Genomic DNA, 12,961 nt, shown 5'->3' on the forward strand with positions numbered 1-12,961 from the left:
ATGTCCGCGGTGGGCAATCATGCGACCGTCACTCCAAGGCTTGTCTCCAGCCAGGACACGACGACCAGTTCGGTCAACACGGTGAACCCGAGCAGCGAAGCCCGCAACCATGGGGAACCGCCGACAACCGTCGTCAGGAGCCGCCAGTAGAGAAGAACTGCACCGACGAGAACGGCGAGCATGACGGCAAGCAATCCATATCGGTAAACGAGGCCCGCACCGAACAGGCTGCCCAGCGCAAGGCTGACCGGAAATGCCGTCACGTAAGACGCATAGACCAGTGGCACCGTGAACCAGTTGCGCGTCACGATCAGCGTGCGCAGCAGCGGTCGCAGTCCGAAGGCGACAGCGACGAGGCAGATGGCGAGAACCGGAACGATCCACTGCGCGATCTCCACCAGAAACATCTTTCCGGCGAATGCGAGGACACCGTCACCGCCGCGGGGATGCGCCTGCGCATATTCGGCACGCTTGAACATCCATCCCGCGACGATCGCGGGTAGGCACCACAGGATCGCAAGGAAGGACCGGGCAACGCCTTGGTCGGAAATGTCGAAGGCGCTGAGGCCGCGCGCATCGCCGCGGATCAGAAGCCAGAGGCCACTTAAGTGGTGCCTGACGTCATGAAACGGCAGCATCGCCGAACCAGCGGGAGAGGAAGGTTCCGTAGATCTGCGTCAGTGTTTCGAGGTCGGCGATCGCGACACGCTCATCCACCATGTGCATGGTCTGGCCGACGAGGCCGAACTCCACGACCGGGCAGTAATCCTTGATGAAACGCGCATCGGATGTGCCGCCGGTGGTCGACAGCGCCGGCACCCTGCCCGTCACGGCCTCGACGGCGCCGGAGAGCGAACTGATCAACGCGTTGTTGCGGGTCAAAAAGACGTGGCTCGGTCGCTCGGCCCAGACGATCTCGTAACGGACCTTGTCGCGACCGGGACGCAGCGTCTGGTCGCCTGCGGCCGCATCGAGACGGCGCAGGATCTCGGCCTGAACGGTTTCGGCCGTCCAGGTGTCGTTGAAGCGGATGTTGAAGGCAAAACTCGCCTTGGCAGGCACGACATTGGTGGCCGGGTTACCGATATCGACCGTGGTGACTTCGAGGTTGGAGGCCGGGAATTCCGGTGTGCCTTCGTCGAATCGCGGGTGCATCAGGGCATGCGCCAGGGGTAGCAGCCCGCGCACGGCGTTGTCCGCAAGATGCGGATAGGCAGCGTGGCCCTGAACGCCATGGACCGTAACCTTGCCGGAGACGGAGCCGCGGCGGCCGATCTTGATCATGTCGCCAAGCACATCCGGATTGGTCGGTTCGCCGACCAGGCAGGCATCCCAGCGCTCGCCCTTGTCGGCTGCCCATTTCAGCAGTTTCTCGGTACCGTTGACGGCCGGGCCTTCCTCGTCGCCGGTGATGAGGAAGGAGATCGAGCCCTGCGGTGCGCCGTGCTGTTCGATATGACGGGCAACGGCTGCGGCAAAGCAGGCAATGCCACCCTTCATATCGACGGCGCCGCGTCCGAACATCTCTCCATCTTCGATCTCGGCGGAAAACGGCGGATGGCTCCAAGATGCCTCGTCGCCGACCGGCACCACATCCGTGTGGCCGGCAAACATCAGATGCGGACCGGTCGTTCCAAGCCGCGCGTAGAGGTTCTCGATGTCGGGCATGCCGGGCTCGGTCGCCACCATCCGCTCGACGGTAAAGCCGAGCGGCGAAAGCATCGCCTCAAGCGCCGACAATGCGCCGCCTTCGGCGGGCGTGACGGACGGGCAGCGGATGAGGTCCCGCAGGTTTGCGATCGGATCGACAGCGGACATCGGGATTGCCTTCGGTTAGTCGCGCAGCAGTTCGTTGATACCGGTCTTGGAGCGGGTCTTCTCATCGACCGTCTTGACGATGACAGCGCAATAGAGATGCGGTGCGGCCAGGCCGTTCGGCATCGTGGCATTGCCTGACGGCATCGAGCCGGCAACGACGACCGAGTAAGGCGGTACTTCGCCGAACGAGACTTCGCCGGTGGCGCGATTGACGATCTTGGTCGACTTGCCGATGTAGACGCCCATTCCGAGGACCGAGCCTTCGCGAATGATGCAGCCTTCGACGACTTCCGAACGGGCGCCGATAAAGCAATTGTCTTCGATGATGGTCGGGCCGGCCTGCATCGGCTCCAGCACGCCGCCAATGCCGACGCCGCCGGACAGGTGCACGTTCTTGCCGATCTGTGCGCAGGAGCCGACGGTTGCCCAGGTATCGACCATCGTGCCTTCATCGACATAGGCGCCGAGATTGACGAAGGATGGCATCAGCACGACGTTCTTGCCGATATAGGCCGAGCGGCGCACGACAGCGTTCGGCACCGCGCGGAAACCGGCCGAGCGGAACTGGTTCTCGCCCCAGCCTTCGAACTTCGAGGGAACCTTGTCCCACCAGGTGGAGGCGCCGGGGCCACCCTTGACGACTTCCATGTCGTTGAGACGGAAGGACAGAAGAACCGCCTTCTTTAGCCACTGATTGACGGTCCAGCTGCCATCCTCGCCGCGCACGGCCACACGCGCCTCGCCGGCATCGAGCAGGTTCAGCGACTGCTCTACGGCATCGCGGATCTCTCCCTTGGTCGAGATCGTCACGCTGTCGCGGTTGTCGAACGCGGTTTCGATCGTCTTTTCGAGGGAGGAGAGGTCTGCGCTGCTCATGGAGAATCCTTCGTCGTCGTCGATATCGTGATGGCCGCAAAGGCCCGGGACACAGCCGTGTGGCTGGCCAAATGGTGCCAATTGCTCTAAGCGACCGGCACTCAAGCGTCAATGCGAATTGGCGTCAACGCATATAAGCGAACGGCTCCGGAAGGGTTATTGCGATGGCACGGGTGAAGAATGACGGACCACGGCGGAAGGACGGGGTCTGGGATCCGCTGAAGGACAACAAGGCCGACAAAAGTGCCGCCGCAGTTCAGCCGAAAACACCGCAGACGCTGTCGCCGACCTATCGCCTTGCCTTTGCCGATGAGGATTTCCTGAGCCGCGAAGAATTGCGGCCGGTGCGGCTGCAGCTGGAACTCATGAAGGCCGAGATGATGCTCGCCGAGGCCGGGATCAAATCCACGGTCGTGCTGTTCGGCGGTGCCCGCATTCCGGCACCGGGTCAGGCGCCTTGGGCGGCTCACAACGAGACCCAGCGCAATAACCTGATCGCAGCCTCGGTTTTCTACGAAGAGGCCCGCAAGTTCGCGACGCTTTGTGGTGTGCATTCGGCAGCCTACGACCATCAGGAATATGTGGTCGTGACGGGTGGCGGACCCGGCGTGATGGAGGCCGGCAACCTTGGCGCGTCGGAGGTTGGCGCACCGAGCATCGGGCTCAACATCATGCTGCCGCACGAACAGGCGCCCAATCCTTACGTGACGCCGGAGCTCTCATTCAACTTCCACTATTTCGCGATCCGCAAGATGCACTTCCTGATGCGCGCCAAGGCCGTTGCCGTCTTCCCGGGCGGCTTCGGCACGCTCGATGAGATGTTCGAGGCGCTGACGCTGATCCAGACCAAGCGCATGGAGCGAATCCCGCTCATCCTGTTCTCAGAAAAGTTCTGGCGCGGCATCGTCAACTTCGAAGCGCTTGCCGATTTCGGCACGATCTCGCCGAAGGATCTTGAGCTGATCAGCTTTGTGGAAACCGCAGATCAGGCGTGGAAGATCATCGCGGATTTCTACGGGCTTTGATGGTGGGACGGTGCAGGTTCCTTACCCTCTCCCCGTGCGCGGGGAGAGGAAACAGGCCCTGATCGGGCAATGACCATTCAGCTTGCCGGTTGAGCTTGAGCCCTAGAGACGGCCGACGCGCTCCGTCAGCAATTCGAAGAAACCATCCGCGTCGACATGGCGCATGAAGGTCGCATTGGCCGTGCGGCCGGTAACGCCCCACCAGTCGGCGACCGTCATGCCGACGGTGAGTTCCGATTCGGTCTCGATCTCGACATTGCAATGGCGGCCGGTAAAGAGCTCCGGCTTCAAGAGATAGGCGATGACCGACGGGTCATGCAGCGGGCCGCCGTCGGAGCCGTATTTCTCGATGTCGAAGCGCTCGAAGAAGGCAAGCCATTCGACGAGAACCTGCGACGGGCGGTTGCCGAGTGCGGCGATCTTTTCGACCCGTGCCTTGGTGGTCAGCAGCTGATGTGTGACATCGAGCGGCATCATGACCACAGGGATACCGGCGCCGAACACGATCTTGGCCGCCTCCGGATCGACATAGATGTTGAATTCGGCTGCTGGCGTGATGTTGCCGCCTTCGAACAGGCCGCCACCCATCATCACCAGTTCCTGGACGCGCGAAGCAATGTCCGGCGCCTTGGTAAGCGCCATGGCGATGTTGGTGAGCGGACCGAGCGTGCAAAGCGTCACGGTGCCCTCGGGCTCGCGGCGCAGCGTCTCGATGATGAAGTCGATGGCGTTCTGTTCCTGCGCCGCCATGGTCGGCTCAGGCAGTTCCGCTCCGTCGAGACCGGTCTTGCCGTGGACGTGTTCGGCGGTCACCTGCGGCCGGTTCAAAGGCTTCAATGCACCTTCATAGACCTTGGCATCAGGCCTGCCGCAGAGCTCGCAGACGATCCTCAGGTTGCGGCTGGTAAACGACAGCGGCACGTTGCCGGCAACGGCAGTCAAACCCAGCACATCCAGCTCGTCGGGGCTCGCAAAGGCCAGCATGATGGCCGCTGCGTCGTCCTGACCGGGATCGGTGTCGATGATGATCTTTCTGCGTTGCATGTCTCTTCCCCTTGAACTTTACGGGTTTTTGAGCCGGGTTGCGGATCGTGTCAAGCGCTCGCCGGCGTCTTGCGCTGACTGCCGCAAATTCCCATATATTGACCCGTCGGCGGGCCTTATGGACGCCGGCACAGTCGCTGGATAAAAGCTGGGACGACCGATGAGCCGTATGACACCTTTCGCAAGCCCTCTCCTCCTGGGCTTCGACGCGATGGAAAAGACACTCGAGCGATTGGGCAAGGGAAGCGACGGCTACCCGCCCTACAATATCGAGCGCATCAAGAAGACAGCGGGTGACGAACCACGCGAGGACGAATGCGACCTGCTGCGCATCACGCTTGCGGTGGCCGGTTTTTCGGAGGCCGAGCTCGAGGTCATGACCGAAGAAAATCAGCTTATCATTCGCGGCAGACAGGCCGAGCAGAACGAGCGCGACTACCTCTACCGCGGTATTGCGGCCCGCCAATTCCAGCGGATCTTCGTGCTGGCGGACGGTATGCAGGTGTCCGGCGCATCGTTGAAAAATGGTCTTCTTTCGATCGATCTGATCCGCCCCGAGCCGGAGCGTGTAGTGCGAAAAATTAACATTTCCGTCTCACAGTAGATCAATCAGCAATCGCTGATGCGTCCCCACTGTGGAGGCAGAAATGCTTATGAAAGAAGCGAATCCGAGCTTGACGGAGTCCGAACTCGCGCATCTCGGAAACGGCGAAGTCGGTTACATTCGCAAGATGAAGTCGGACGATGTGTCCCGCTGTTTTCCCGAGGCTCCGGACATCGATCCCAGCCTTGACCTTTGGGCCCTGTTCGGTGCGGACGGTACGCCGATCCTGCTCACCGACAACCGCTCCAGCACCTTTTTCAAGGCTGCCGAAGACGAGCTGAAGACCGTTACCCTGCACTGATCGGAATAACCGTCAGACCTTGATGAATGTCAGGTAGGCCGATGACCGCCCTTCCCGGCGGGCCTTGTTCTCGTATCGCGTACCCGGCCAGCCGGCGTAGGGCGTCAGCCAGTCCGAAGCCTGTTCCGCCTGCCAGGCGAAGCCGCCATGATCGCGGCAATGGAGCAGCGTCCAGTTCACATAGGTATCGATGTCGGAGGCGAAGCAGAATGTTGCGCCCGGCTTCAGCACGCGGTGGAACCGCTCCAGGTTGACCTGCGAAACGAAGCGGCGCTTCCAGTGCTTCCGCTTTGGCCAGGGATCGGCATAGAGAAGGTCGATCTGATCGATCGACGCATCCGGCAGCCAGTCCAGAACCTGGGTCGCATCGTCATCGTAAAGGCGGATGTTGCGCAGGCCCTGCTCTTCCACGCTGGTCAGAAGCTTTGCCATGGAATTGACGAAGGGTTCGACGCCGATAAAGCCGGTCGACGGATTTTCGGCGGCGCGGTGGATCAGGTGCTCGCCGCCACCGAAACCGATTTCCAGCCGCATCCGCTCGACAGAGAAGTCGTAGAGGCTCTCGATCGTCTCCGGTGCAGGGTTGGCCAGATCGAGCTTCAGCTGCGGCAAGAGCGTCGCCAGACCTTCCGCCTGCTTCTCGCGCAACGGCTTTCCCTTGCGGCGGCCGAAAAAGGCTTCCGTGGAACGGCTGGGATGCGGCTTGTCGGTCATGGATCGAATTCTCTCACGGTAAAAGCGGACGCCTTCGGCAGAAGGCACCCGCTTTACTGTTTTACAGGCGTGCTCGTAAAGGGCGATCAGGCCGCTTCGAGCTGATCACCCTTGAGGGCGTCCTTCAAAGGCTTCACGAGATCGGTCTTTTCCCAGGAGAAGGAACCGTCGCGACCGGCCTTGCGACCGAAATGGCCGTAAGCAGAGGTCTTTGCATAGATCGGCTTGTTGAGATCGAGGTGACGGCGGATGCCGGACGGGGAAAGGTCCATGGTCTTGCGGATTGCCGCTTCGATCTGGTCTTCCGTCACGTTCTTGCCGGTTCCATGCAGGTCGACATAGATCGACAGCGGCTGGGAAATGCCGATCGCATAGGAAATCTGCAATGTGCAGCGTTCGGCAAAGCCGGCGGCCACAACATTCTTGGCGAGGTAGCGGGCAGCGTAGGCTGCCGAGCGGTCGACCTTGGTCGTGTCCTTGCCGGAAAACGCGCCACCGCCGTGGGGCGCTGCACCACCGTAGGTATCGACGATGATCTTGCGGCCGGTGAGGCCTGCATCACCATCGGGACCGCCGATCACGAACTTGCCGGTGGGGTTGATGTACCACTTGCAATCGGCTGCGATCGGAAGTTCGCCGAGCGCTTCGCGGATATAGGGTTCGACGACGGAGCGAACCTTCTTCGAGTCCCAGCTGGGATCGATATGCTGTGTCGAGAGGACGATCGAGTCGACGGCGGCCGGCTTGCCGTTTTCGTAACGGACGGTCACCTGGCTTTTGGCATCGGGGCCGAGCTTGGCGGCTTCGCCCTCGCCCTTCTTGCGGGCCGTGGCAAGCAGCTGAAGGATCTTGTGCGAATAATAGATCGGCGCCGGCATCAGGTCCGGCGTTTCCTTGCAGGCGTAACCGAACATGATGCCCTGGTCGCCGGCACCTTCGTCGCCCTGACGGTCGCTTGCGTTATCGACGCCCTGCGCGATATCGGCGGACTGCGAATGGAGGAGGACGTCGATCTTGACCGTCTTCCAATTGAAGCCATCCTGTTCGTAGCCGATGTCGCGGATTGCCCGGCGCGCGGCCGACTTGAACTTCGACGGGTTGATCACGTCGTTGCCGTTCTTGTCCTTCTTCATCAGGCTCGGCGGCAGGCGGACTTCGCCCGCAATCACCACCCGGTTTGTCGTCGCCAGCGTTTCACAAGCGATGCGGACGCCCCAAGGATCAATCCCTGTCTTTGCGGCTTCGCGGTAGACGAGATCGACGATCTCATCGGAAATACGATCGCAGACCTTGTCCGGATGACCTTCTGCAACGGACTCACTCGTGAACAGATAACTGGCGCGCATAACGGGATTCCCCTCAAAGAACAGACATCGAATGTTTAGTAAGTTCGCCTGCCGAAAACAAGCGTACAACGACATAAATATATCTTTATGCGTCCAAGCGATTACCAATTCCTTGAGGTCACGGCATAAAAAAAGCGGCCCGGAGGCCGCCTTTCAAATAATGACCGGTCGACCGGTCATTCCGTCTCGGCATCGGCGGCAAGCGCCTTGACAAGATCCACCAAACGGCGGCGAACCTTGGGATCGGCGATCTTCACAAATGCGCGGTTCAACTGCAGCCCCTCAGAGGACGACAGGAAATCAACCACGTAGTTCGAGCTGGATGCTTCCGCCATACCGGACGCTCCACCCGCCTGATCGCCTGGCGCATCTTCGAAGAAGAAGGAGACCGGGACGTTCAAGATGGACGAAATGTTCTGCAGACGGCTGGCGCCAACGCGGTTCGTTCCCTTCTCGTATTTCTGAATCTGCTGGAATGTGATACCAAGGCTCTCCCCCAGCTTTTCCTGGCTCATGCCCAGCATTGTGCGGCGCAGACGAATCCGGCTCCCGACGTGAATATCAATCGGGTTCGGCTTCTTCTTGTTTTCAATCATAACGACGTCCTGACGAAGTTGCTGTCAATCTTCAACCCGGTCCGCGTGTGGGAGATACACTTTGGTGGCGCCGGTCACAACAAATCCGGCAAGCAAGGTGTATGGCGAGACGATAGGCCAAACCACTATGCAATTTTAGGGGTTTTGGGTCAATTCTTCCAGAATTTAAAACTTGTACGGGAAATAAGTGCAATCACAAACATGAGACATATCAGCAACCAGAAGTAAAAACGCCGTTCGGAAGCGTTCCAAAATGGGACTTCGACACTCGACATGGTTGAGTCAATCACACCCTTTTGATTGTAACCCAGGCCACGTACGACCCTGCCAAAAGGATCGACGAAAGCCGAAATACCGGTATTGGCACCGCGAATCAACGGCATGCCGTTTTCGACAGCCCGGACACGCGCCTGCTGGAAATGCTGGAAGGGTCCGGGAGTTTCACCGAACCATCCATCGTTGGTGACGTTCAAGAGCGCGCTCGAGCGTTCAATGCCGGCACCGATTTCATCCGGGAAGATCGCTTCGTAGCAGATCAGCGGATAGAAGGTTTGCCCGCTCGGGAGCGTCAGCATGGTGCGGCCCGGTGCTGCGGTAAAGCCGCCCGGCATGGCAATCGCATCGGGGATGCCGAGCGACCGCAGCATGTCCTCGTAAGGCACATACTCGCCGTAGGGGACCAGATGCACCTTGTCCGACGCCGACACGATCTGGCCGTTGCTGTCGATGACGTAGATCGAGTTGTAATAGCGGGTCGCAAAGCCCGGCCCGGCATTTTCAGCGCGGACGGCGCCGGTCACCAGAACCTGACCATCTTCCAGCACGTCAGCAATGCGCGACAGGGCATCGGGATTATCGGTCAAGATGAACGGAACCGAGGTTTCCGGCCAGACGATGATATCCGCACGCTTTGCACCATCCTTTGCGGGCAGCGCCGTCATCGCCAGATGTTCTTCAAAAATCGCACCGCGCTCGGAATCGTCGAGTTTGCGGGACTGGTCGATCATCGGCTGGACGAGGCGCACCTCGACCGGATCCTTGGCAGTGGCTGAAAGCACCGCGTCGGCACCCGCAAGCCGCCAAGCGCCGAAGCCTAGATGGGCGCAGAGGAGAAGACCTGCGAGCGCGAGGCCAAGCCCCATGCCGCGTCGGGTCCCGATCAGTGCCGGTGCGGAGAACACGAAAACAGCCAGCACCGTGACACCCGTCACGCCGAGTGGGGCAGCCGACTGCATCATCAGCGGCATCGGCATGGCGCCGTAGCCGATCGAGTTCCAGGGAAAGCCCGTCAGCATGAAGCCCCGCAGCCATTCCGCAAGACCAAAGCCAAACGCGGCAGCCGCAATCCTGCCCAAGCCATCGGACCAGAGAATGCGTGCCACCAGCGCCGCAAAGCCCCAGAATAGCGCCAGAAAAGCCGGCAGACCCAGAACTGCAAGCGGTATTGCCCAGGCAAACTCGTCCGCCTCGACGAGAAGCGCATTGCCGAGCCACCAGAGGGTGGCGACGAAGTAGCCGAAGCCGAACACCCAGCCAAGGAAAAAGGCCGAGCGCAGACGACTGAGGCGGCCACCATCCGGATTACCGGTCGTGCCGTCCATCAGCCAGATGAACAGCGTGAAAGACACGAACAGGGCAGCAAAGAAGCCGAAGGGTGGAAGGGCGAGTGCGCCGACAGCGCCGGCAAAAAACGCAAGGAAGATACGCGGCCAGCCCCATAGAAGCATGACCCTGCCAGCCAGTCGCCCCATCGATGTCCCCTTCGCCCGAATCAGAAGCCGCAGTCTTTCATGAAAAACTGCGGCTTGTCCTGTTCTCGGCTGTTCAAAACACCTGGAAACTCAGGCCGATGGATGATCGTTGCTACGGTCAGACGAGGGTGCCGGCAGAAGCACGGTCGGCGTCTTGTCAGTAATCGCCTTCTGCTGCGTGTCGGCCACGGGTTCGGCCTCACCCTTGAGCTGCCTGCGGCGAACGAGCGCCCGCTTGCGCATGATCCGGACACGCTTGATGCGGCGCGGATCGGCATCGAGGATCTGGAATTCGAAGCCCGGCACCGCCTGCACGACTTCACCGCGCACGGGGATGCGTCCGAGAGCCGAGAAGATCAATCCGCCCAGCGTGTCGACGTCGTCCAACCGATCCCGCACGTCGAAATCGGAGCCGATCGCCTTGGAGATCTCCATCAACTCGATGCGGGCATCGGCAATGAAAATATCGTCGCCGGCACGCGAGAACATCACTTCCTCGTCGTCATGCTCGTCCTCGACATCGCCGATCACCATCTCGACGATATCCTCATGCGACACGAGACCGTCGGTGCCGCCGTATTCGTCGATGACCAGAGCCATCTGGGTACGCGCTGCCTGCATGGTGCTCATCAGCTCGGATGCCAGCATCGATGGCGGTACGAACAGCAGTTTGCGAACCAGGCCTGCCTCGGCAACGGTCTGATCGAGATTGACGCGGCTGAGATCGAAGGCCGCCTTGGCGGTACGGGCCGGCTTCTCGACCGCTCCACCGGCAACGACGGCTGCTGCTGCCGTTGCACGGGTACCGGTCCGGCGCTTGTTGCGGGCCTGTTTTGCCAGATAGGACAGAAGGTCGCGGATATGCACGAAGCCGCGGGCATCGTCGAGATTGTCGCTGTAAACCGGCATGCGCGAGCGGCCGGTCTCCTCGAAATGGATCATCAGTTCGCCGATCGTCATGCTCATGTCGACGGCTTCGATATCGGCGCGCGGCACCATGATGTCCTCGACGCGAACCTCGCGGAAGCGGAGGATGTTGTGCAGCATGGCGCGCTCTTCCGGAGAAAAGGCGTTGCTGACATTGGTGTCGGTCATCAGCGCGTCGGCGAGATCCTCGCGGAGCTGTTCGCCCTGCGACGGCCGCAGCAGGCGGACCGCCCGAGACCAGAATGTATTATGGGATTTGGGGTGGTGCTCGGATCGTCCCGAACTACTTCCCTCGTCCGACGAGGGTGAGTCCGAACTGTCCTTGCCCTCGCGGGCGACATTGCTCGAATAATCGTTCATTGTTCCAAACTACATTATCGGGTCCTGCCCCGCATAGGGGTCAGATAGGCCGAGACCGGCTAAAATGCGAGTCTCGAGTGTCTCCATTTCCTCCGCCTCGTCCTTTTCCATGTGGTCGTAACCGAACAGATGGAGAAAGCCGTGGACCAGAAGATGGGTCAGATGATCGTCGAAACTCTTGTCGAGATCAACTGCCTCGCGTTCGACAGTCTGCCTTGCGATGACGATATCGCCCAGCATCGGGCCCGGCATACCGCCGGGTTCGAGCGGAAAAGCGGGGAAAGACAAGACGTTGGTCGGCTTGTCCATGCCGCGCCATTCGGCGTTGATTGCCCGGATGGAATCATCGTCGGTAAAGACGAGAGAGACTTCGGGCGGTATTTTCGGAAACGGTTGATCTTCTTCGCGGACGAGATAATCGGCGGCCGCGGCGAAAACCTTTTGCGTCAACGCCAAAAGCGCCGGCTCTTCCGGCCAGCCTTCGTCGTCGATGCTGATCTGTATGTCGAGTTCGGGCATAGGGACTGGAAACCGGACTAGCGTCCGGCCTCCTCGCTTTCCTCGTGGACGGCATATTGCGCGTCATAGGCCCTGACGATGCGGCCAACCAGCGGGTGGCGCACGACGTCGGTATCCTTGAAGCGGATGACCGAGATGCCTTCGACCCCGTTGAGGATCTGCAGCGCCTCGACCAAACCGGATTTCACGCCGCGCGGCAAATCCACCTGGCTCGGGTCGCCGGTGATGATCATGCGTGCGCTTTCACCAAGACGGGTGAGAAACATCTTCATCTGCATCGATGTCGTGTTCTGCGCCTCGTCGAGGATGATCGCGGCATTGGCAAGCGTGCGGCCGCGCATGAAGGCGAGCGGCGCGATTTCGATGACCCCGGCCGTGATTGCCCGTTCGACCTTGTCGGCTGGGATCATGTCGTAGAGCGCGTCATAGAGCGGCCGCAGATAGGGATCGACCTTTTCCTTCATGTCGCCAGGAAGGAAGCCCAGACGTTCGCCCGCCTCGACGGCCGGACGCGAAAGAATGATCTTGTCGACGGCACCGCGTTCCAGCAGCTGCGCGGCATGCGCCACGGCCAGATAGGTCTTGCCGGTACCGGCCGGACCGACGCCGAACACCATCTCTGCCCGATCGAGCGCCCGCATATAGGCGTCCTGCGTCGGGGTACGCGCGACAATCGTCTTTTTCTTGGTGGAGATCTGGCTCATCGAAAGCCTGGCCTTTTTCTCGAGCGTCGGCAGTTGCAGCTGGTCGTCCGCAGCCTGTGCCATGCGGATAGCTCCTTCGACATCGGATGTTTCGATGGTGCCGCCCTTCTGGATTCGCTCATAGAGGGTATCGAGAGCACGACGGGCCTGATTGGTGGCTGGGACATCGCCTGAAATGGCCACGGAATTACCGCGGGGCCGCGCATCAATATTGAGGCGCTGTTCGAGAAGTTTCAGATTCTGGTCGAATTGACCGAACAGCTCGCTCGCGAAGCGATTGTTCTCGAACGTCAGGACAAAGTGGTTGGCGTCGGTCGCTGCTGATTTGGGGTGGCGCGCTGTCGAAGAAACCGATTCTCGTCCGCTCAAGTAAACA

At 60.6% G+C, this 12,961-nt stretch carries 14 protein-coding genes; 3 read left to right on the top strand and 11 right to left on the bottom strand.

The features are described 5' to 3' along the window. Window positions 1-17: 17 nt before the first annotated feature. The 3 genes from ACQY1J_RS18875 to dapD are packed head-to-tail and all read right to left on the bottom strand — an operon-like array spanning window position 18 to window position 2,694. Window positions 18-638: a hypothetical protein gene (locus ACQY1J_RS18875; protein WP_430250556.1), complete on the bottom strand. Its 621-nt coding sequence runs from the start codon at window positions 636-638 to the stop codon at window positions 18-20. After that, the gene (dapE, locus tag ACQY1J_RS18880; RefSeq protein ID WP_430250557.1) at window positions 622-1,818 is read right to left on the bottom strand and encodes a succinyl-diaminopimelate desuccinylase; all 1,197 of its coding nucleotides are present in this window, start codon (window positions 1,816-1,818) and stop codon (window positions 622-624) included. The genes ACQY1J_RS18875 and dapE overlap by 17 nt, the downstream gene beginning before the upstream one ends. Window positions 1,819-1,833: 15 nt before the next feature. Further along, window positions 1,834-2,694, bottom strand: coding sequence for a 2,3,4,5-tetrahydropyridine-2,6-dicarboxylate N-succinyltransferase (gene dapD / locus ACQY1J_RS18885; RefSeq protein WP_113166991.1), 861 nt, complete (start codon window positions 2,692-2,694; stop codon window positions 1,834-1,836). 164 nt (window positions 2,695-2,858) lie between these two features. On the opposite strand from dapD, the gene ACQY1J_RS18890 reads away from it, so the two are divergent. Continuing rightward, window positions 2,859-3,719 carry an LOG family protein gene (locus ACQY1J_RS18890; RefSeq protein ID WP_062453988.1) on the top strand — a complete coding sequence of 287 codons (861 nt, stop codon included), beginning with the start codon at window positions 2,859-2,861 and terminating at the stop codon, window positions 3,717-3,719. A gap of 102 nt (window positions 3,720-3,821) precedes the next feature. Here ACQY1J_RS18890 and ACQY1J_RS18895 read toward each other — a convergent pair whose 3' ends face one another. Next, complete coding sequence (locus tag ACQY1J_RS18895; RefSeq protein ID WP_430250558.1) at window positions 3,822-4,763, bottom strand: nucleoside hydrolase; 942 nt, start codon at window positions 4,761-4,763, stop codon at window positions 3,822-3,824. A 160-nt stretch (window positions 4,764-4,923) separates the two neighbouring features. Here ACQY1J_RS18895 and ACQY1J_RS18900 point away from each other — a divergent pair, with 160 nt between their 5' ends. Together ACQY1J_RS18900 and ACQY1J_RS18905 are read left to right on the top strand one after the other, a co-directional pair. Further along, window positions 4,924-5,367, top strand: coding sequence for an Hsp20 family protein (locus tag ACQY1J_RS18900; RefSeq protein ID WP_062453990.1), 444 nt, complete (start codon window positions 4,924-4,926; stop codon window positions 5,365-5,367). Between the two features lie 43 nt (window positions 5,368-5,410). Continuing rightward, window positions 5,411-5,668 (top strand): DUF1150 family protein, encoded by a 258-nt coding sequence (locus ACQY1J_RS18905; protein ID WP_062453991.1) that lies wholly within the window; start codon window positions 5,411-5,413, stop codon window positions 5,666-5,668. A 12-nt stretch (window positions 5,669-5,680) separates the two neighbouring features. On the opposite strand, the gene trmB is transcribed toward ACQY1J_RS18905, so the two are convergent. The 7 genes from trmB to ACQY1J_RS18940 all read right to left on the bottom strand — a co-directional run bounded on the left by trmB (window position 5,681) and on the right by ACQY1J_RS18940 (window position 12,954). Beyond that, window positions 5,681-6,382 (bottom strand): tRNA (guanine(46)-N(7))-methyltransferase TrmB, encoded by a 702-nt coding sequence (gene trmB / locus ACQY1J_RS18910; RefSeq protein ID WP_113109405.1) that lies wholly within the window; start codon window positions 6,380-6,382, stop codon window positions 5,681-5,683. A gap of 86 nt (window positions 6,383-6,468) precedes the next feature. Then, window positions 6,469-7,728, bottom strand: coding sequence for a methionine adenosyltransferase (gene metK / locus ACQY1J_RS18915; protein WP_062453993.1), 1,260 nt, complete (start codon window positions 7,726-7,728; stop codon window positions 6,469-6,471). A 176-nt stretch (window positions 7,729-7,904) separates the two neighbouring features. Further along, on the bottom strand, window positions 7,905-8,324 hold the full coding sequence (locus tag ACQY1J_RS18920; protein WP_062453994.1) for a helix-turn-helix domain-containing protein: 420 nt from the start codon (window positions 8,322-8,324) through the stop codon (window positions 7,905-7,907). A 149-nt stretch (window positions 8,325-8,473) separates the two neighbouring features. Next, window positions 8,474-10,075, bottom strand: coding sequence for an apolipoprotein N-acyltransferase (gene lnt, locus ACQY1J_RS18925; protein ID WP_430250559.1), 1,602 nt, complete (start codon window positions 10,073-10,075; stop codon window positions 8,474-8,476). 90 nt (window positions 10,076-10,165) lie between these two features. Next, window positions 10,166-11,362, bottom strand: a complete 1,197-nt coding sequence (locus ACQY1J_RS18930; protein ID WP_430250560.1) for a transporter associated domain-containing protein — start codon at window positions 11,360-11,362, stop codon at window positions 10,166-10,168. A gap of 9 nt (window positions 11,363-11,371) precedes the next feature. Further along, window positions 11,372-11,881: an rRNA maturation RNase YbeY gene (gene ybeY, locus ACQY1J_RS18935; protein ID WP_430250561.1), complete on the bottom strand. Its 510-nt coding sequence runs from the start codon at window positions 11,879-11,881 to the stop codon at window positions 11,372-11,374. A 17-nt stretch (window positions 11,882-11,898) separates the two neighbouring features. Next, on the bottom strand, window positions 11,899-12,954 hold the full coding sequence (locus tag ACQY1J_RS18940) for a PhoH family protein (RefSeq protein WP_430250562.1): 1,056 nt from the start codon (window positions 12,952-12,954) through the stop codon (window positions 11,899-11,901). Between the last annotated feature and the right edge of the window lie 7 nt (window positions 12,955-12,961).

It is taken from the genome of Neorhizobium sp. DAR64860/K0K1, from assembly GCF_050500205.1.
Lineage (GTDB): Bacteria > Pseudomonadota > Alphaproteobacteria > Rhizobiales > Rhizobiaceae > Neorhizobium > Neorhizobium soli.

Coding starts and splice junctions, on each gene's coding strand:
- ACQY1J_RS18875 (WP_430250556.1), bottom strand. CDS start 638: ATGCTGCCGTTTCATGACGTCAGGCACCACTTAAGTGGCCTCTGGCTT.
- dapE (WP_430250557.1), bottom strand. CDS start 1,818: ATGTCCGCTGTCGATCCGATCGCAAACCTGCGGGACCTCATCCGCTGC.
- dapD (WP_113166991.1), bottom strand. CDS start 2,694: ATGAGCAGCGCAGACCTCTCCTCCCTCGAAAAGACGATCGAAACCGCG.
- ACQY1J_RS18890 (WP_062453988.1), top strand. CDS start 2,859: ATGGCACGGGTGAAGAATGACGGACCACGGCGGAAGGACGGGGTCTGG.
- ACQY1J_RS18895 (WP_430250558.1), bottom strand. CDS start 4,763: ATGCAACGCAGAAAGATCATCATCGACACCGATCCCGGTCAGGACGAC.
- ACQY1J_RS18900 (WP_062453990.1), top strand. CDS start 4,924: ATGAGCCGTATGACACCTTTCGCAAGCCCTCTCCTCCTGGGCTTCGAC.
- ACQY1J_RS18905 (WP_062453991.1), top strand. CDS start 5,411: ATGCTTATGAAAGAAGCGAATCCGAGCTTGACGGAGTCCGAACTCGCG.
- trmB (WP_113109405.1), bottom strand. CDS start 6,382: ATGACCGACAAGCCGCATCCCAGCCGTTCCACGGAAGCCTTTTTCGGC.
- metK (WP_062453993.1), bottom strand. CDS start 7,728: ATGCGCGCCAGTTATCTGTTCACGAGTGAGTCCGTTGCAGAAGGTCAT.
- ACQY1J_RS18920 (WP_062453994.1), bottom strand. CDS start 8,324: ATGATTGAAAACAAGAAGAAGCCGAACCCGATTGATATTCACGTCGGG.
- lnt (WP_430250559.1), bottom strand. CDS start 10,075: ATGGGGCGACTGGCTGGCAGGGTCATGCTTCTATGGGGCTGGCCGCGT.
- ACQY1J_RS18930 (WP_430250560.1), bottom strand. CDS start 11,362: ATGAACGATTATTCGAGCAATGTCGCCCGCGAGGGCAAGGACAGTTCG.
- ybeY (WP_430250561.1), bottom strand. CDS start 11,881: ATGCCCGAACTCGACATACAGATCAGCATCGACGACGAAGGCTGGCCG.